This window comes from Rhodococcus sp. Leaf233 (assembly GCF_001426165.1).
In the GTDB taxonomy this organism is placed as follows: domain Bacteria; phylum Actinomycetota; class Actinomycetes; order Mycobacteriales; family Mycobacteriaceae; genus Rhodococcoides; species Rhodococcoides fascians.
Genome location: NZ_LMRO01000014.1, coordinates 18,334 through 37,024 on the forward strand (window position 1 = coordinate 18,334; position 18,691 = coordinate 37,024).

General features: G+C 64.1%; 18 protein-coding genes and 1 pseudogene. 15 read left to right on the top strand and 4 right to left on the bottom strand.

Annotated features, from left to right (window positions below; genetic code table 11):
* The 7 genes and pseudogenes from ASH04_RS24175 to ASH04_RS26325 all read left to right on the top strand — a co-directional run.
* On the top strand, positions 1–1,260 hold the full coding sequence (locus tag ASH04_RS24175) for an FAD-dependent monooxygenase (protein ID WP_027497878.1): 1,260 nt from the start codon (positions 1–3) through the stop codon (positions 1,258–1,260).
* Positions 1,257–2,687 carry an MFS transporter gene (locus tag ASH04_RS24180; protein ID WP_230591857.1) on the top strand — a complete coding sequence of 477 codons (1,431 nt, stop codon included), beginning with the start codon at positions 1,257–1,259 and terminating at the stop codon, positions 2,685–2,687. Before ASH04_RS24175 ends, ASH04_RS24180 begins: the two co-directional genes overlap by 4 nt.
* A complete protein-coding gene (locus ASH04_RS24185; RefSeq protein ID WP_032384077.1) occupies positions 2,687–3,538 on the top strand; it encodes an FAD binding domain-containing protein in 852 nt (283 codons plus the stop codon). Before ASH04_RS24180 ends, ASH04_RS24185 begins: the two co-directional genes overlap by 1 nt.
* Complete coding sequence (locus ASH04_RS24190) at positions 3,535–5,901, top strand: xanthine dehydrogenase family protein molybdopterin-binding subunit (RefSeq protein WP_057474754.1); 2,367 nt, start codon at positions 3,535–3,537, stop codon at positions 5,899–5,901. The genes ASH04_RS24185 and ASH04_RS24190 overlap by 4 nt, the downstream gene beginning before the upstream one ends.
* On the top strand, positions 5,898–6,401 hold the full coding sequence (locus ASH04_RS24195) for a (2Fe-2S)-binding protein (protein WP_057474755.1): 504 nt from the start codon (positions 5,898–5,900) through the stop codon (positions 6,399–6,401). Before ASH04_RS24190 ends, ASH04_RS24195 begins: the two co-directional genes overlap by 4 nt.
* Complete coding sequence (locus tag ASH04_RS24200) at positions 6,398–7,024, top strand: SRPBCC family protein (protein WP_057474756.1); 627 nt, start codon at positions 6,398–6,400, stop codon at positions 7,022–7,024. Before ASH04_RS24195 ends, ASH04_RS24200 begins: the two co-directional genes overlap by 4 nt.
* 7 nt (positions 7,025–7,031) lie before the next feature.
* Positions 7,032–8,042, top strand: a pseudogene (locus tag ASH04_RS26325) (XdhC family protein); the annotation flags it as partial.
* Positions 8,043–8,140: 98 nt separating this feature from the next.
* Here ASH04_RS26325 and ASH04_RS24205 read toward each other — a convergent pair.
* On the bottom strand, positions 8,141–9,259 hold the full coding sequence (locus ASH04_RS24205) for a YbfB/YjiJ family MFS transporter (protein WP_057474757.1): 1,119 nt from the start codon (positions 9,257–9,259) through the stop codon (positions 8,141–8,143).
* A 130-nt stretch (positions 9,260–9,389) separates the two neighbouring features.
* Between ASH04_RS24205 and ASH04_RS24210 the strand changes: the two genes are divergently transcribed.
* The 6 genes from ASH04_RS24210 to ASH04_RS26835 all read left to right on the top strand — a co-directional run bounded on the left by ASH04_RS24210 (position 9,390) and on the right by ASH04_RS26835 (position 13,095).
* On the top strand, positions 9,390–10,253 hold the full coding sequence (locus ASH04_RS24210; protein ID WP_057474758.1) for a hypothetical protein: 864 nt from the start codon (positions 9,390–9,392) through the stop codon (positions 10,251–10,253).
* A gap of 91 nt (positions 10,254–10,344) precedes the next feature.
* Positions 10,345–10,644, top strand: a complete 300-nt coding sequence (locus ASH04_RS24215) for a type VII secretion target (RefSeq protein ID WP_032375308.1) — start codon at positions 10,345–10,347, stop codon at positions 10,642–10,644.
* Positions 10,641–11,624, top strand: coding sequence for a hypothetical protein (locus ASH04_RS24220; RefSeq protein WP_045840882.1), 984 nt, complete (start codon positions 10,641–10,643; stop codon positions 11,622–11,624). Before ASH04_RS24215 ends, ASH04_RS24220 begins: the two co-directional genes overlap by 4 nt.
* Entirely contained in the window at positions 11,621–12,310 is a 690-nt protein-coding gene (locus ASH04_RS26825) for a hypothetical protein (RefSeq protein WP_057474759.1), read from the top strand. The genes ASH04_RS24220 and ASH04_RS26825 overlap by 4 nt, the downstream gene beginning before the upstream one ends.
* Before the next feature lie 24 nt (positions 12,311–12,334).
* Positions 12,335–12,568 carry a hypothetical protein gene (locus ASH04_RS26830; RefSeq protein WP_057474760.1) on the top strand — a complete coding sequence of 78 codons (234 nt, stop codon included), beginning with the start codon at positions 12,335–12,337 and terminating at the stop codon, positions 12,566–12,568.
* 17 nt (positions 12,569–12,585) lie between these two features.
* Positions 12,586–13,095 carry an LpqN/LpqT family lipoprotein gene (locus tag ASH04_RS26835; protein ID WP_161631821.1) on the top strand — a complete coding sequence of 170 codons (510 nt, stop codon included), beginning with the start codon at positions 12,586–12,588 and terminating at the stop codon, positions 13,093–13,095.
* Here the strand turns inward: ASH04_RS26835 and ASH04_RS24240 are convergent.
* Positions 13,092–14,459, bottom strand: a complete 1,368-nt coding sequence (locus ASH04_RS24240) for an MmgE/PrpD family protein (RefSeq protein WP_057474761.1) — start codon at positions 14,457–14,459, stop codon at positions 13,092–13,094. The two genes, ASH04_RS26835 and ASH04_RS24240, sit on opposite strands and share 4 nt — an antisense overlap.
* A 177-nt stretch (positions 14,460–14,636) precedes the next feature.
* Here ASH04_RS24240 and ASH04_RS24245 point away from each other — a divergent pair, with 177 nt between their 5' ends.
* Both ASH04_RS24245 and ASH04_RS24250 read left to right on the top strand, forming a co-directional pair.
* Complete coding sequence (locus tag ASH04_RS24245; RefSeq protein ID WP_027497869.1) at positions 14,637–15,449, top strand: cyclase family protein; 813 nt, start codon at positions 14,637–14,639, stop codon at positions 15,447–15,449.
* Positions 15,446–16,864 (top strand): MmgE/PrpD family protein, encoded by a 1,419-nt coding sequence (locus ASH04_RS24250; protein ID WP_057474762.1) that lies wholly within the window; start codon positions 15,446–15,448, stop codon positions 16,862–16,864. The genes ASH04_RS24245 and ASH04_RS24250 overlap by 4 nt, the downstream gene beginning before the upstream one ends.
* Before the next feature lie 10 nt (positions 16,865–16,874).
* Here the strand turns inward: ASH04_RS24250 and ASH04_RS24255 are convergent, their stop codons facing one another.
* The gene (locus ASH04_RS24255) at positions 16,875–17,702 is read right to left on the bottom strand and encodes an HpcH/HpaI aldolase/citrate lyase family protein (RefSeq protein ID WP_057474763.1); all 828 of its coding nucleotides are present in this window, start codon (positions 17,700–17,702) and stop codon (positions 16,875–16,877) included.
* Complete coding sequence (locus ASH04_RS24260) at positions 17,699–18,487, bottom strand: IclR family transcriptional regulator (protein WP_032384779.1); 789 nt, start codon at positions 18,485–18,487, stop codon at positions 17,699–17,701. Before ASH04_RS24260 ends, ASH04_RS24255 begins: the two co-directional genes overlap by 4 nt.
* Between the last annotated feature and the right edge of the window lie 204 nt (positions 18,488–18,691).

Here is an 18,691-nt window from a genome sequence, read left to right on the forward strand (position 1 = left end):
ATGGCTCCGATCGAAGTGGTCGTCGCCGGCGGCGGCCTGGGCGGGCTGACCGCAGCGCTTTCGCTGCGGCACAGAGGAATCAAGGTGACGGTACTCGAAGCCGCCGCCGAGCTCGGCGAGGTCGGAGCAGGCATCCAGACCGCACCGAACGCCAGCCGCATTCTCATCGCCCTCGGTATGCGAGAGAAACTCGAAGAGATCAAAACCGAGCCGATGGATCAGGTGCGCAGGCGCTGGGAGAACGGGAAGGTCATCGCGCTCACCGCGCTCGGCGAATACTGCAAGAAGACGTTCAACGCGCCGTACTGGCACTACCACCGCGCAGACCTGCACTCTGCCATTCATGCGCAGTGCCTCGACCCCGACGGCCCCGGCCCGGTTGTAGTGTTCGAGACCGACGCGAAGGTCGTCGAGGTCGACCGCACCGACCCGATGCGGCCCGTCGCAGTCACCGGAGCGGGACGACGGTACGAATCGGATCTGCTCATCGGAGCCGACGGAATCCGCTCGACGGTACGCGATCTCATCGGCCTGCCCGACACGCTGGTGTTCTCCGGCGAAATGGCGTATCGCGCACTCATTCCCGGCGACCGTATCGTCAAGGATCCGGCAACCCGCTGGCTCGTAGATCGCTACCAGAGCACCATCTGGTACGGACCCGACCGTCACCTGGTGCACTACATGATCCGCAACGGCGAGTACCTCAATGTCGTTGCGTTGGCGCCGTGTACGGATGAAGTACGTGACGGCGGACCGCGGCTCGTCGGGCCCGAGGAACTGATGGCGACGTTCCCGGACTGGGACGACCGCGCCCACGCGATGCTGTCCAAGGCCGACGAGAACGTGCTGTGCCAGGCGCTCTACTACCGCAGACCCGACCCGCGTTGGACCGACGGCCGCGTCGCGCTGCTGGGCGATGCGTGCCACGCCATGCTGCCGTACCAGGCGCAGGGCGCATCGCAGGCAATGGAAGATGCGGCGGTGCTCGCCGAGGAACTCGCGAAGGTGACCTCGAGCGGAATCGACGACGCGTTGGCGCGCTACGTCTTTCGCCGGGCCCGGCACGCGCGGATGGTGCAGGACGCGAGCCTGCAGAACAAGACCTTCTACCACATACCCGATGGACCCGAGCAGCAGAAGCGGGACGCGACACTGGCGTCGTTCGATGGGGAGTCCGACATCTCGTACGACTGGCTGTGGAGCGGTACACCGCTCGACGACAGCGACGACGAGAAATTCCATTACTCGTTCGTCCGATGACGACCTCGGACCACAACACCGCGCCGGAGGCTGCGATGAAGACTGGTGATCAGGTAGTACAGGAGCTCCCCTGGAAATGGGGAGTGCAGGGCAAGATCTTCATCATCGGCGGGCTGGGTTACATGTTCGACGCCTGGGACGTGGCGCTGAACGGCTTCTTGACCCCCCTGCTCGGAAGTTACTGGGATCTGTCCCAGGCCGAGCGCGGTCTCGTCGCCACCGGCAACCTGATCGGTATGGCCGTCGGAGCCGTCGTGTGGGGAACGATCGCCGACCGCGTCGGGCGAAAACGCGCATTCTCGTTGACGCTGTTGATCTTTGCGCTGTTCTCGGTCCTCGGTGCTTTCGCACCGAGCTTCGAGATCTTCATCGTTCTGAGGTTCCTCGCAGGGTTCGGCCTCGGCGGCTGCATCCCGGTGGACTACGCGTTGGTCAGCGAATTCTCGCCACGTCGCATTCGCGGCAAGATTCTGTCCGCGATGGACGTCTGGTGGCCGATCGGTGCCACCATCTGTGGCGTCGTGGCAACACTGCTCGTCCCGATCGACGGCGATGTTCGCTGGCGCTACATGCTGCTGTTCATGGTTCTGCCTGCGCTGCTGCTGTTCTGGGTCCGGCGCGGCATCCCGGAGTCGCCGATCTACCTCGCCAAGGTCGGCCGAGAAGCCGAGGCCCGCGCCGTCATCGACGACATGGTTACTCGTACCGGATCCGACGCCGTCGAGTACGTCATCGTCGCCGACACCGCTCCGAAGGGTCCGGGTGGAATGAAAGCTGCTCTGACGCAGCTGAAATCGGTGTGGCGCTACAGCCCACGTATCACTGCCGCAGCGTGGATGCTGTTCGTGTCGATCATGCTGCTGTACTACGCCGCGCTGAGTTGGATGCCGTCTATCCTCCGCGCCGAGGGCTACGGGGAATTCGCGGCCTTCGCCGGTACGACGCTCATGACCGGAGTCGGTATCGTCGGTGTGCTCACCTCCGCGTTCATCGTCGAGATCTTCGGACGCAAGTGGGTCATCGGACTGTCCGGACCGATCGCCGGCAGTGCGCTGGTCATGTTCGCCGTCATGCTCGACATTCAATCGGCAGCGCTGATTTGGCTCGGCATCTTCGGGTTCGTCATCCAGCTGACCATCCCGGTGCTGTACTGCTACGTCTCGGAGTTGTACCCCACCAACATCCGCGCCTCGGGATTCGGCTACGCGTCCTCGGTCAGTCGGGTCGCGACGGGCTTTGCGCCACTGCTCTTCGGCTCCGTCATGTGGCCGATCCTGGGTCTGCCGTTGACCTTCGGAATCGTCACCGCGTTCGTGTTGTTCGCGGTGATCTGGATGGCGTACTTCGCACCCGAGACCAAGGGCCGCGAACTCGACACCCTGGTCGACGAACCCACCGAGGTAGTCGCAGGCGAGGCTCGGGTCTGATGAAGCCCGCACAGTTCGACTACCACCGGGCGCGCGATGTCTCGGGTGCGGTGCGCCTGCTGGCCGAGCTGGGCGAGGACGCGAAGATCATCGCCGGAGGCCAGTCCCTGGTCGCCATGATGAACTTCCGCCTCGCCCGGCCCGGGCATCTGGTCGACGTGGGTGGGTTGAACACTCTGAGCTACATCCGCCGAGAATCCGACGGCCTGCACATCGGAGCGCTCACCACCCACCATGACGTCGAATCCGGCGACGTGGGAACAGACTTCGCTGTTCTACGCGATGCCATGCGGTGGGTGGGGCACTACCCGATCCGTACCCGCGGCACCGTCGGTGGCAGCATCGCCCATGCGGACGCCACCGCCGAATGGTGCTTGCTCGCCATCCTGCTGGACGCCCGCATCGTCGTCGAGAGCGTGCGGGGGCGGCGAACCGTCGAGGCAGACTCGTTCTTCTTCGGGTACTACTCCACCGATCTCGCGTTCGACGAGATGATCGTCGAGATCGTGTTCCCGAACCCGGCACCGCATGCCGCAGTGACCGAATACGCCGAGCGGCAGGGAGATTTCGCGATCGTGGGCGCAGCGGTGTCCCTCGATCTCGACGGCGTGGCCGTGGTCGGCGGACGCGTCGCCCTTGCGGGGGTCGGCGCGACCCCGATGCGATCGCCCGCAGGCGAGGCCGCGCTCGCCGCCGGTGGAACATTCGCCGACTGCGCGGACGCCGCAGCCGAAGCACTGGAACTGGAGGACGAGGGCATGTTCACCGCCGAGTACCGCCGCACCCTGGTGCGCACGTTGGTCGTCGAAGCCTGCAGCGACGCACTCGTATCGCAGGGGGTGCCCACGTGAGCGTCGATCAAGTTCTCACGCCGAAATTCGTCGGTACCTCGGTCGCACGCCGGGAAGATCCACGGTTGCTTACCGGCCGTGGCAGATTCGTCGACGACATCGCGATGCCGGGCATGCTGCACGCGCAGTTCGTCCGCAGCACCGTCGCGGCCGGAGCCATCACCGGTCTTGACGTCGGTGATGTCGCCGGAGTCGAGGGAGTGCGCGGCGTCTTCACCGCGGCGGACTTGGACCTGAAGCCGATCCGTGCCGAATTGTCCCGTCCGCTGAGCGAATTCGTGCCCACCGACATGCCGGTGCTGGCGCACGACGTCGTGCGCTACGTCGGTGAGCCGCTGGCCATCGTCGTCGCCGCCGACGCCTACAGCGTCGAGGACGGACTCGAAGCGGCACGAGTGTCGTACCGGACTGTCGCCGCTGTCACCTCCGCAGATCAGGCCATGTCCGAAGGCGTGCCGCTGGTTCACGATTCGGTTCCGAACAACACCGTCGTGGACGTGCAGATGTTCGCCACCGACGGCATCGACGAGATATTCGACGACGCGCACACCGTGGTGTCCGTGCAGTCCAGAACCGGACGTCAAAACGCACTGCCTCTCGAGACCCGCGGATGCATCGCGTACTGGGACGACCGCGACGAGCAATTGATCATCTACATCTGCACGCAGGTCCCACACCAGGTTCGCACCGTCACCGCGCTCTGCCTCGGACTCGACGAGCGCCAGGTGCGCGTCGTGGTACCCGACATGGGCGGCGGCTTCGGGCAGAAGTGCGTCGTCGGTCGCGAGGAGGTCGCGGTCGCCGCGGCAGCGTTGAAGCTCCGTCGTCCCGTGAAATGGATCGAGGACCGCAAGGACGCACTGACGGCCTCGTTCCTGGCGCGCGAACAGCAGTACGACGTGCGGGCAGCGTTCGACTCCGAGGGACACATATTGGGCCTGGACGCGGATGTCGTGTGCGACATGGGCGCGTACTCCTGCTACCCGTTCACCGCGGGTATCGAGCCGCTGATGGCGTCGGCGGAAATGCCAGGGGTGTACCAGGTTCCGGCGTACCGGGTACGAGGGCGCTCGGTGTTCAGCAACAAGGCACCGACCGCGCCGTACCGCGGAGTGTCACGCCCGCAGTACGTGATGGTGATGGAGCGGCTGTTCGAGCGAGCGGCTCGTGAACTGGCGCTCGATGCGGTGGAGATCAGGCGGCGCAACGTGATCACCGCTTTCCCGTACACCGGTGTCAACAACATCACCTACGACCCGGGCTCGTACCTCGAGGCCCTGAACCTGTGCGAGCAGACGCTGCGGGACGGCGGTTGGTACGACTTTCAGGAGCGGGCGACCGCAGACGGCCGACACATAGGCATCGGCTACTCGTGCTTCAGCGAGCGAACCGGATACGGCAGCAGCGCATTCGCGGCCCGCAAGATGAACGTGGTCCCCGGATTCGACATCTCGGAGGTCAGGATGGACACCTCCGGCACCGTCGTCGTGACCACGGGAACGATGAGCCACGGGCAGAGTCACGAGACCACCATGGCGCAGATCGTCGCAGATCGTCTCGGTATCGGCGTCGAACAGGTGAAGATCGTGCAGGGCGACACCGACCGGATCACGTACGGCTTCGGATCGTTCGCCTCTCGCTCCATCACCATCGGCGGCAGCGCGGTGGCGTTGGCGTCGAACAAGCTGGGAGACAAACTGTGTGAGATCGCAGCGCACCTGATGGAGACCCGTGACGACAACGTCGAGCTGGCGTCGGGGCGTGTCCGTCAGCGCGACGACCACTCGAAGTACGTCACCTACCGGGACATCGCCGACGTCGCGTATCTCAAGGCGCAGCTGCTGCCCAAGGGGGTCGAGCCGGGGTTGTCCGCAACGGCGAGCTTCGACGTGTTCAACGACGGCACGTTCTCCAACGCCACACACGGCGTCGTCGTCGAATTACACGAGGGCACCGGGCAAGTGGAGATCCTGAAGTACGTGTGCATCGAGGACTGTGGCGTCGCCATCAACCCCAAGATCGTCGAGGGCCAGTGTCGCGGCGGCATCGCCCAGGGGATCGCCGGTGCGTTGTTCGAGCAGGTGTCGTACGACGATCATGGAAACCCATTGTGCGCCAGCTTCATCGACTACAAGGTACCCACTGCGTGCGAAATTCCAGACATCGAGATTCACCACCTCGAAACTCCCTGCCTGTTCACCGAATCCGGGGCCAAAGGAGCCGGTGAGGGTGGCACTATCGGCGCACCGGCCGCGGTGCTCAACGCCGTCAACGACGGACTACGTTCCACCGGAGTGGAACTGAACGACACGCCGATCACTCCCGTTGCTGTACATGCGGCGCTGGTGAAGGGAAGGCCATGAACAACAAGCAACTGATCGAACTGACCGTCAACGGTACCGAGCACGAGGTGATCACCGAATCGCGTCGCACCCTGGTCGACGTACTACGGCACGACCTGCAGTTGACCGGAACTCACGTGGGTTGCGAGCACGGCGTCTGCGGGGCCTGCACTGTCCTGATCGACGGCAAGCCGGCGCGCGCATGCTTGACGTTTGCCGCGCAGGTGGAGAACTCCGAGATTCGGACCGTCGAATCATTGAGCGTCGACGGCGAATTGAACGATCTGCAACAAGCGTTCGCGGACCACCACGGACTGCAGTGCGGATTCTGTACGCCGGGATTCCTGATGCTGGCCGAGGGATATCTTGCCGACAATCCCGATGCCACCAAGGAACAGATCCGCGAGGTGGTTGCCTCGAACTATTGCCGTTGCACCGGATACCAGACCATCGTCGAGGCCATCGACTCGTGCGCCGAACAGCGCCGCTGCGTCGGCTGCGCGAAAGGAGTTTCCCCGTGATACTGACCAACACCCTCGACATCGACGCGTCCGCGGACGACGTTTTCAGGCTGATCAACGACGTCGAGAAAGTGGCGACCTGTGTACCCGGGGCCGCTATCACCGGCAAGGACGGCGAGACTTTCCTGGGTGGAGTCAAGGTCAAGGTCGGGCCGATCAGCGCGTCGTACGCCGGCACGATTCGGTTCCTCGAAGTCGACGCCGAGACCCGCACGCTCACACTCGAAGCCAAGGGTGCGGACTCGCATGGAAACGGTGATGCCGAGGCTCAGGTCGATCTCGCGGTCGAGTCGATCGGTAACCGTTCGCGGTTGACCCTGAACACCGATCTGGTGATCAGCGGCAAGATCGTCTCGTTCGGCAAGGGCGCGATCGTGGCGGTGTCGAACAAGGTGTTGCAACAGTTCGCCGTCAATCTCGGTGCGTTGCTCAGTGGTTCGGCTACGGCCGATCCCACCGCGCCTGCAGCAGTGAAGACCGCTGTTCCGAGTCCGATGGGCGGCGAATTGAATGCGATGTCTCTGATGCCCGAACCGGTGCGCAAGTACGCACCGGTCGCGGGGATCTTTCTCGCCGGAATGGTCGAGGGCTGGTTGGTCTCCAGAGCCTTCGGACGTCGGTAGGTTCGCGATGCTCGACTTCGCCGGCACACTGCACGATTGGTTCGTAGACGGACGACCGTTCGGTGTGGCTACTGTCGTGGCGACCTCAGGCAGCGCGGTGCGGGACGTCGGTGCGGTCATGGCCGTCGACGCCGGTGGTACCGCCCTCGGCGGGGTGTCCGGCGGATGCGTCGAGGGTGCAGTGTTCGACGCGGCAGTGTCGGCGGCGACGGGTGGACTCGTCGACCGTCTGAGGTTCGGCGTCACAGCCGACGATCCGTTTGCCATCGGACTCACCTGCGGCGGAACGGTCGACGTTGTGGTCGACAGGGTCGATCGAGACAGTCGCCCGCACTACGCAGAACTGTTGGCGCGAATAACATCGCGATCGTCGGTTGCCGAGGTCACGGTCGCCTTCGGTGCTGCGGGCGGACACCTCGTGGTGACTGCCGACGGCTCGTCCGGCTCCATCGGACACCCGGTGCTCGATGAGCGAGCTGTATCGCTCGCTCGGGTGATGTTGGCGGACGGTGCAAGTGGACTGCGGGAAATCGACGTCGACGACGACATCGTCGAGGTCTTCGTGCGATCGTTTCGGGCCCCACCGCTCCTGATCGTCTTCGGCGCGCTCGATCTCGCCGACGCCGTCGCCCACGCAGCAACCATCGTGGGCTACCGCACCGTGGTGTGTGATGCCCGGCCGATATTCGCTACGGAGGAGCGCTTTCCGCACGCCGACGAGGTTGTCGTGGCGTGGCCGCACGAGTATCTGACGGCCCAGTGGGACAAGGGGTCGATCGACGACACCACCGCCCTGTGCGTGCTCACACACGATGCGAAGTTCGATGTCCCGTTGCTCGACGTCGCAGTGCGCACCCCTGCCGGTTACATCGGTGTGTTGGGCAGCCGCCGAACGCACGAGGACCGACGTGAACGTCTTGTCGACAGAGGTGTCGGAGAGGACGCGTTCGCGCGGTTGTCGTCGCCCGTCGGTCTCGACATCGGCGGACGCACCCCTGGGGAGACCGCACTGTCGATCGTCGCCGAAATGGTTGCGGTGTCCAACGGGCGATCGGGCGGGCTTTTGCGTGAGGGCACCGGTCCGTTGCACGGCAGCGCCGACCGTGGCAGCGAGGCTCAGCGTGGCGCGGTCAACTGCGATACGCGCACTGCGCCGGCAGTTCCCAGCACCAGCACTCCGGTCGCGATGGCGAAGGCGATCGCGTACGAATCGCCGATTGCGGGCGCAACCACCAATGGCCCCACCACTTGTCCGACGCCGTAGACGGCAGTCAGTGTCGCCGCGGTACGGCCGATGGGAAGTGTTTGCGCTGTGCTCATCGTCAGCATCGTGATGCCCATGAACGTTCCCCCGAACAACAACGCTGAACATACGGCGGCAAGGGTGTTCCCGGTCAGTGCGGGAAGCACTGCGGCCACGGTCTGCAATGCGAACGCTGCTACCAGAGCTTTGCGCAGGCTGGTTCGGCGTGCCACCCCTTGCCACAGCACTGTCGCCGGTACCGCGGCGAATCCGACGACGATCCACACCACCGGACCCACCGACGTGCTGCTGTGGCCACCGACCGCCGCAACGAGGAATGTGCCGACGATGATGTACCCGAGGCCCTCGAGGAAGTACGCGACGAGCAATGTCCGCCACACCGTGCGGGTTCCGGCGTTCACCTCGCCCGCCTCGGACCGCCCTGCAGGCTCGGGGTGTACCCGAAGCGTCCACGCCGGGGCGACGAGCACCGCGGTCAGTATCGCCGAGCACAACCACAGCGCCTCCCACGACAGATGTGGTCCGGCGAGCAACGTCAGAATGCCCGACGCTGCAATACCTGCACCGACGCCGCCGAATGCGATTCCTGGTGACGCACCGTCGGCTCTGTGCTTGGTGACGGTGCTCGCGCAGGCGATGAACACGGCGGCACTCGCCAGGCCGGCCAGGAACCGCAGCGCCGAAAACGTTGCGGTGGAATGCACTGCAGCCATCGCCAATTCGCTTGCGATGAGCACGAGCGTCCACAGCCTGAACGACGTCGTCGTATTGATCGACGGGCGCACCGACAACACGATCGCGCCGACGAGGTAGCCGGCATAGTTCGCGGTTGCGATGACGGCACCGCTGCTCGGGGTCACCTCCGCCGCGTCGACCATGATCGGTAGCAGCGGCGTGAACACGAATCGCCCGACGCCCATCGCGGCCGCGAGTCCGGCCGCGGCAGCGAACGATAATCGACGGCCGTTCATTGCGATCGCCCTCCTAAGTCGTTAGCCGCGCCAACGGTACGCGTTGGATCCCCGTCTCATCGAACCGAGCAGCAGGGAACCGATCGCACCACCGGTGCGTCCAATACCTGATACCGACTGTGGGGGACGCATGAGTGAGACGAAGTACACCGACGCAGAACGACCTATCTGGGTCCCGTACTGGCCGAACACGTTGGGCCGCCTGTGGCAGGCCGTCATCGCGATTGTCGCGGTGGTAGCCATTGCGATCTATCGCGGACGGCTAGAGGTGCAAGGAAGCGACAATGGGCACACGATCGGATCGATCGCTCTACTTGCCCTCATGGCCTGCGTTTGGATCGGCATCAACGACAACGTGATTCGATGGGGAATCCCCGTCCGATTCGTTCGGCGCGTCAAGGACCACGCGCTCGGTAGCGGCGTCTGCATTCCGCCTCGGACCGCCAAGCTCTGGTTGATCACGGTCGCGTCCATCTCGGTGTCAGGAATGGGGGTCGCCCTGTCGAAGAGTGACGTGTTCGGCGCGGCCGGTATGCCGATTGCTGGAATTGCCATCGTTGTACTGGTGGCGACGCTCGGCTTCCGCAGCAGCGTCGAACTGCGCTTGTTCGCGGACGGATTTGTCAGACGCAGACGGTCGTGCATGTTCTTCTTTCCGCGCACTCACGACATCCTCGTGCGCTGGGGCGATGTGGAGCAGTACGAGGCCTCGACGTACCGAACGTCAGAGAAGCGGGGGAGTGGGTTCACCGAGCCCGTACTGTATGTCCGAGCGACTGGGCTCGGTATCGAGCGTCCCCGCGACCGGCTGGATCAACCGGACCGGATGGCGATTCGCATCCATTTGCTCGCAGCCGAGCCGAATGCCGTTCTGGCATTGATGAAGTGGTGCACCGACGGCCCGGTCAACCGGATCCGTATGACCGGCTACGACTCACCCGACCTGCTGGTGCCACCACCGCTTCGTGAGCGACTGGAATTGTCGCGGTCCTAGCTTCGGCACGGAACCGATAACGGGCTCGCTGCGTCAAACCCGATGACGCCGATTCACCGGGCGTCGATACGGTGCGACTCGGGGGAGCGTCATGACAGTGAATGTGGATCCAGTGATCCTGCGGCAGTTCTCGAATGTGCTGTCGGGAACGGGGGAGGTGATCGCCGAGTTGGACACCCTCGCCCCGTTCCGAGCATCCGAGAATGCGCTGCAGGGTACCGACTTTCGCGCAGCGTGTGCGGCAGCGTCCGCAGCGGCTGCGGGAGCTGTTGCCGCTCTGGCAGGCCGAGCCGAATGCGTTGCGGACATCGCCCGTGGTGTCGCGCAGAACTACGAGATCACCGACGACGACCTTGCCCGCCGCCTCGCTACGATGGACCAGCCGAAATGACCCCGACCGTGCCGCACGTCGCCGGCTGGGAGCCGCAGTCGATGCGCAAGACGATGATCGAACTGGCCGAGATAGTCGAGCGCGTCAACGGCCAACGAACCGGGGTGTTGGAAGAGCAGGACACACTGGCCGAGACGTGGACCGGCGACGCGGCACGCGCCGCAGCCGATCGCGTAGTGGCCGAATGCTCCCGGATGAGCTCCGTCTGCAGCGAAATCGACTCGCTCGCGGCTGCATTCGAAGGTGCAGCCGATATCGTCGAGGCCGCCCAAGCGCACGTGCAGGCTCAGGTGTCCGCAGCTACGACGAGCGGGTTCGCGGTACGGGCCGACGGTGTGGTGAATCCCGAAGGGATGATCGCGCTGATTCCCGACAGCCTGGGTGACGAGAAGACGCGTCGAGCCGACGAACTGCGTTCTGCAGCAAATCAATTGACCGAGGACATCCAGAGTGCTCTGCGCCAGGCCGAGAGTGTCGCTCTCGACGCTGCGCAGCAGCTGGCCGAGCCCACCGAGGTGCTGACGGCGCTCGCCCTCGACAATCCCACCGGAAAGTTCGTCGAGAACCCGGACGGGTCGTTCTCCTGGATGCCGGACTGGCCGTCGACCATCGCGGCGTCGGTCGTCGGAGGCATGGCCGCCGTGACAAGGCGGGCGCTGGAAATACCCGGTGTCGAATCCGTCGACGACGTTGCCAAGAACATCGGACGCGGGCTCGGGGTCTTCGGAGTCGTTGCGGGTGCGATTCCCGGAATTGCGGGAAAAATCGACGAGGGCGTGAACCCGGCCGAGGCCGTGATCGTCGAGGCGACGCCGATAGTCGCGGGAGCAATTACGACCTGGGCGTTCGGAGCCGTGGGTGGCATGGCGGGTTCCATTTTTCCGGGGCCCGGCACGGTGGCAGGCGCTGCTGCCGGGATCGCACTGGGCCAAGTCGTCAGCTACGGCGTGGAGAAGTTGTTCGAGGCGGCAGGAAAATGAGCGAGATCAGAGACGATCGCACGCCACAGACCGAGGACGTGCTGCGTAAGAGCCTGGTAGCACAGAAGTATCCATTGTGGGTGCGGACGTGGCGCAGTGTTCACCTGGGTTGGCTGGTAGCTCTCGGGGTTTCGTCTGCATTCCTTGCCGCGACGATCGTGGCTCCGGTTCTCCTGTTCGAGACGCTTTCTGGGGAGACCGTTCTCCTCGTGTCGCCGCTGGTGCTCGCGGTGCTGATGCCGCTCACAGCGGCCGTGGCGTTGTCCGGCATCGGGTCTGCGCGGCTGTCGCTGTTCGTGCGACCGGTGACTGTCGCCGGAGTCGGCCGAGGCGTGGCAGTGCCGGGGCGGGGGACTGTGTTGTATCGCAGCGGAATACTCGCATTCGCGTTGGTGTCCGGCCTGTCCTACATCCACTGGGGAGGAGACGCACGGGTAAGTACGACGCGTCACGACCTGAGCGTCGTAATCATGTCGCACTTCGGCGCTCCGATATGTCTGCTGTTTTTCGCACTGAGTGTGCTCGTCGTCAATCGGACCCGAATTTCACTGCATCCCGATGGCCTCGTGGAGGAGATCTATCGGCGCCGCGGATGGAAGGCCACCACTGCAATCACGGTTGTCCCGTGGGACGGGATCGTCGAGCTGCAGCCGCGGACGCATCCGAATCCTGCGGTGTCGCATTGACATTGGTACCCCACCATCCGAGTCGTGTATCGCGACCCTGCCGGTGGAACGGATCAGGTGCTGGTCCTGATGGCGTGCGAGAAGAAGGTCGAGCCCAACGCACTGCTGTCCGTACTGCAGTGGTGTCGGGCCAATCCCTGGGGCCGTGCGCAGCTTGCCCACGACGACGCGCGAGAGCTACTGCGACCGCCTCGATTCCTCGATCGCATCGAAGCAGACCGAGCGGCGTCGATGTCGGGTCGACGGGACGTCCGGTGACAACTCAGGAGCAATCGATGCAGAGCGTTCTGCAACAGCAGGATGTCGAGCTCGTGCCCGTACATCTCGACGAATGCGCAAGGTTCGGTCTGGAGCTCCCCGCGCTGCCGGGGTGGGATCTCGTTCCTGCGCATCTGTTTCCGCACGCCACCGCGGTGCTGTGTTCTCCGACAGATGCGGTCGACGGATTCGTTCCCAACGCGGCAGTCTTGACCGGAAAGTTGACGCGGTCACTCGATCCGCAGACCCTGCTGGCATGTGGGTTCGGCGACTCTCGGGCACTTCCGGAATGGATCGACGTCAGCTACGACCGTGAACCGTTCTGCGGTCTACCGTCCGTTTCGATTGCGGGTCGGTACGACTGGGACGGTCGGACGCTGTTCGCTCGGACTAGGTATGTCGTGGTCCACCACATCGTCGATCAGTACCTCGTCCAATTGACGGTCACCTTGCCGGAACGGGTCAGGTCTCGATTGGCTTGGGCAGCAGACGAATTCGTGGACGAGGTTCGTATCGGGAGAAACTAGGTCGTAGGCAGCCTGCGCAGTTCCTCAGCAACGTCATCCGTCGTGCAGATGGATTCGACGATGCCTTCGAGCTCTGCTGCATCCTCTTCTCCCACCAGGCGGGCAATTTTGGCTCTGATCCCGCCGTAATTCATCGGGAAGTGGTCGACATCTCCGACGGGATTCGGGGTCGAGGCAGACATGGCAGTTCCATCTCGGAATTCGATCGTCACCTCGGCAGCCCGGCGCTCGGGTAGAAGCTCATCGAACTCGCCGGCCGAGGAGATATCGACCCGGGCGCTGAATTGTTGCGCGCGAGAGAAAGTGGGACCATCCGGATCGAGCGCGTCGACGTCGATCGCGTCGGACAAGAACGCAGCAGCGACGACGAACGGTAGCGAGAACATCGCGCCGAGGCGAGTGCTCGGATTGCGTTGGAACAGCGGCTCCGCCAGTGAATGTGTACGCACGACGACCCTTGCGATGTCGTCGGCTGACCAGTCGGCATGGCTGCGCAGACTCTGCACGGTGTCGATGGCGGCATGTGTGTAGGAGCAACTCGCATGCTGCTTGGAATAACCTTCGAGAGTCAGCCATCGCTCACCGAGATTCTCGGTGAGCTTCGCCAGATCCAGCGTGCCGATGATCGAGCCCAGTGAATGCTCGATCGCACCGGTGTTGCCCACCACACCCGCACTGGCCAGTCGTGCGGCGTTCGTACCGGCCCGCGCCGCACCGCCGATCCAGAGGTTGCGTGCAAAGTTACCGTCGAGCACCACAGCCCACGGCGCGACCTGTACCAACGCCGCGGACGAATCGATCGCTGCAGCAATGGCATCGCGGTCGCATCCGTGAACGACGGCGGCCGCAGTCGCCGCACCGGTCGCACCCCAATGCCCGTGGGTGTGCCATGCACTGTTCCGCGTCAGCGCATAGCCGAACCTGGCCGCCACTTCGTATCCGGCGACAACGGCGGTGAGGAAGGTGGGACCGGAGATCAGCTGGGGTGCACGTCGCGCTGCTGCAATCGCTGCAGGCACCACGTGCGCGGCGGGGTGTCCAGCGGCGTACTTGTTGCCTTCGTCGAGTTCGAGGCAGCACGAGGCAATAGCGTCGAGTTCGGCAGCCGATTCGACCGTGGTGCCGTGGGGTCCGCCGAGCGGGTGCGTCGAGCCGGGCTCGGCGTTCCAGTGGGCGCGTAATCGTGTCATCTCTGTGGTGCGCGCCCCGGCGAGTGTCACGCCCAGCAGGTCCAACAGAACGAGCCGTGCGCGCTCGACGAGGTTGTCCGGCAGGGGCCGGCCGCGAAGTATGTCGACTGCTTGGGCGAGCCGCGCGACGGAGGCGACGTGTTCCGTTGAGCGAAACGACAATGAACCGTCCATCGGTGAAGGTTAGAAGCAGATGGCTCTGATCGTCAATGACACAACTGATATTGCGTGGACTGTTACTCTGACTACATCGCTTAGCCGTGAACTGGGTCGCTCCACAATGTTCCGCTTGGCGAAACGAATGCATTGCTGACGTGATCGGCGCGCTCAGCGAGTAGAAGGAGACAATCAATGTCCGATCAACTCCTCGATGCCGTCCAGCAGGGCGTGCACACGGTGGATCTCGGGAGACAATTGCGAGTGGGAATGCCGCAGTCGCCCAATCACCCGCAGTTCTGGCACACGCTGCCGCGCAGACACGGGGACATGACACGGTCGGACGGCGGTAGTGCAGCCAACGACATGATCACGACGGGTACCCACGTCGGAACCCACATCGACGCGCTTGCGCACGTGAGTCACAACGGGAAACTGCACGGCGGTGCCGACGCGGGCCAGTCCTGCCTCGGTGGAAAGTACGTGGAGCACGGCGTGCACACCATCGCACCGATGATCCGGCGCGGTGTACTGCTGGACATCCCCAGGCTTCTCGGTGTCGGTCGCTGCGACGGAGGTTACGAGATCACGGTCGACGATCTCGAATCTGCCTGCGCTGCACAGTCGGTCGAGATCGGTACCGGCGACGTAGTGCTGATTCGCAGCGGCTGGGGTCAGCTCTTCGACGAAGGCCTGCCCTACGTCGGAGGCCCTTCCGGCGTGCCGGGGGTCAGCGAAGCCGGGGCTCAGTGGCTCGCTGCCCTGCAGGTGCACGCGGCTGGTGCCGACACCATCGCGTTCGAACGACTCGCCCCCGGCGGAGGTCACGCTCTCCTGCCCGCACACCGAGTGCTGTTGGTGGAGAGCGGAATCTACATCATCGAAGCGTTGGACCTCGAAGAATTGTCGCGTCAGGAGATCTTCGAGTTCACGTTCCTGCTGGTGCCGCTGAACATCTTCGGTGCAACCGGCTCGCCGGTTCGCCCTCTGGCGGTGACGTCCGCATGAGTGAACTCACCCTCGCGCAGCAGGTGGCGCGGTTCGCTGTGAACACGCGATACGAGGATTTGCCGGAAGATGTGGTGGCCTCGGTCGGTATGCGCGTTCTCGATACCCTCGGAATCGCGGTCGCGGCCACGGACCTCGATACCAGCCGCGCCGCCATCGCATGGGCGTGCGAACAGGGTGGCACTGCGACGGCGACAGCCATCGGAGTCGACGTCGCGCTACCGCCCATGCTCGCCGCATTCGTCAACGGGGTGCTCGCGCACTCCTTGGACTTCGACGACACACATCTGCCCTCTATCCTGCATCCGAGCGCCAGCGTGGTTCCCGCTGCCTTGGCTGCCGCCCAGGAACACGGTGCCGACGGCCGCGCCCTGGTGCGCGGCATCGCAATCGGCCTCGAGGTCTGCGTTCGGCTCGGCATGGCAGGTTTTGACCCGGACGCCAAGAACTCGGTGTTCTTCGAGCACGGCCAACACGCAACCTCCATTTGCGGCGCGATGGGTGGTGCCGTAGCGGCTGCCGTCATCGGGGGTGCCTCCGAGACCGGGATCGTCGACACCATGGGCATTGCGGCGTCGATGGCATCGGGCATCATCGAGGCCAACCGCACCGGCGGAACCGTCAAGCGCATGCACTGCGGGTGGGCCGCGCATTCCGCACTGTCGGCCGCGGGACTGTCCAGGCACGGGATCACCGGCCCGCCGACGGTCCTCGAAGGCCGGTTCGGGTTCTTCCAAGCCTGGTTGCACGAACCGGGCCGGGCAAACGAAATAGTCGCCGGCCTCGGTACCGAGTGGGCGGTTCCGGGCATATTCTTCAAGCCGTATCCGGCCAACCACTTCACCCATGCCGCCATCGACGCAGGGGCTGCGCTCCGCAAGCGCGGAATCGTGTTGGAGGACATCGGCACATTGGAGCTGGGCGTCCCGGCCGCAAACCTGCGCACGATCGGTGAACCGATCGAGGTCAAGCGCACTCCTGCAACCGGTTATATGGCTCAGTTCAGCGGCCCGTACGCCGTGGTCGTCGGACTGCTGGGCGGTGGGGGACTCGGTGCCGCTCTCGAGGACTACTCCGACGAGTTGGCCAACGATCCGCAGCGGCGGGAGTTGATGGCAAAGATCTCGGTGGTGCCGGATTCGCGGTGCGACGCCATTTTCCCCCATCAGTTTCCGGCGGTCCTGACGGCCACGATGATCGACGGTTCCGTACTCGTCGAAGAAGTCCTGACGACTCGCGGTGGTCCGGAAAGACCACTGTCGTTCGAGGAGGTGTCGGCCAAGTTCACCAGCAACGCGCAACAGTTCCTGAGCGAGACCGAGCTCGGTGCGTTGGCCGGTCGTTGCCATGCACTCGGCGACTTGTCGAACATCACCGAACTGCTTGCGCCCCTGACGGTATCGAAGAACCAGTAGTTTCGATCGATTACGCGCGAGCCAGGACTTCCCGAGCTCCACGAACCACGGCTTCGTCGACGAATCGGCCGGAGTCGTCGACTGTCGGTCCTCCGTGCGCTGCCTCGTACAGCTCGAGCAACCTCCGAGCGGCGTGCACATCTTCGTCGGTGGGTGTGAGTGCGGAGTTGATGATGGGCACCTGGCTGGGGTGCAGTGCTGTTCGGGCTCGAAAGCCCATCTCGACAAACCGTGCGGTAGTGGTCTCGAAGCCGGCGAGGTCTCGGAAGTCCGTCGAGGTGGGCGCGATCGGGGCTGCGATACCAGCTGCAGCGCAGTCGATCACGATGCTCGTGCGGATTCCGTCGATCACCGTCGCCGTGTTCTCGGAGCGGGTGATGCGCAGGTCTGCCAAGAGGTCGACCTCGCCTATCCCGAACGTGCGAATTCGGTTGCAGCGGGCCATCTCCGGCAAGGCACGCAGTGCGTGGGCGGTTTCGACGAGACCGATCAATTCGACATCGGGGAGCCCTCTCTCGGAGAGAATTCGGTCGGCATGGGTGAGCGAATCCACCGAACATTTTGCAACCATGATGCCGGTGATCCCCACCCTGCCTACCGCGTCGAGATCCTCGTCGAGGAATTCAGGGGTGACGCGAACCCACACTTCGGTGGCTGTCGGCTCTGTGATGTCGAGCCACTGCGCGACGTCGTGGCGCGCTCGTTCCTTGTACGGCAACGGAACTGCGTCTTCGAGGTCGATGATGACGGCGTCGGCCGCGCCTCGTACTGCCTTGTCGAACAGCTCGGGCTTGACCGCAGGAACGTAGAGAAACGACCGGGCGGAGGACAGTGTCATCGGCTTGTACGAGCTTCCAGGATCTGGGTGATCGATGTCGCGGCGGCGACCACCTGGCGGGCATGAATCATGTGTTCGTCGTCAGCAGAGGACGAGTAGCGGAAGGCCGGACCGGACGAACTGACAGAGCCGAGTACATGTGCGGCCCCGTCGAAGAACGGTGCCGCAATGGAGGCAGCTCCGGTGTTCCGCTCGTTCGTGGAGGTAGCGTACCCATTGGTTCGGATGTCCTGAAGTCCTGCGTGGAAGCGACTTTCGTCGGCATCGGGGGAGTGTGCCCGCAGCTCTTGGAAGGCTTCCACCGCAAAGCGTTCGGGCAGGAAGGCCAATATCGCGCGGCTCGATGCTCCTGAGTGCAAGGCGTACTGGGGCCCGATCTCGACCACCATCTTCACCTCTTGCGGGCTCTCGTACTGGTCGAGGTACACGCGTCGATGTCCGACGAGGACCGACAGAGTTGCGGTCTCACGGGTTTGAGCGCGCAGGGAACGCAGAACCGGGGCAGCGACGGACCTGACGTCCAGCTGGCTCCACGCCTTGGTTCCGAGGCCGATGGCCGCAGGACCGAGGGCGTATGTCGACTCTCCCACGACCGGCTGCACGATCGAGCGTGACGCCAGCGATTGCAGGATTCGGTGAACGACAGCTTTGCTCAGTTCGAGTCTGCGCGCGATCTCCGAAACCCCCAGGGCCCGATCGGATTGTGCGAAAGCAATGAGCACATCGGCGACGCGATCTGCCGACTCCGTGCCCGTCGATGTTTCCAGTACCGGCTTGCTGACCATATGTGTCACCTTTCGGATGTGCCTGCGTTCCGCTGGGCGAACCATACCCGTAACAAGAATTTGACGAAAGGTCCTGTTCTGAGCGCGTGATGCATGACATACTCGGTTCCAGCGAGAAAAGTCATCAATCTGATGGTGCGCTCAGCGGAACGATCGAGTTCCGCCCTCTTGTTCGACTCGGCGCCGGTGGGTGCGGAAGGCAGA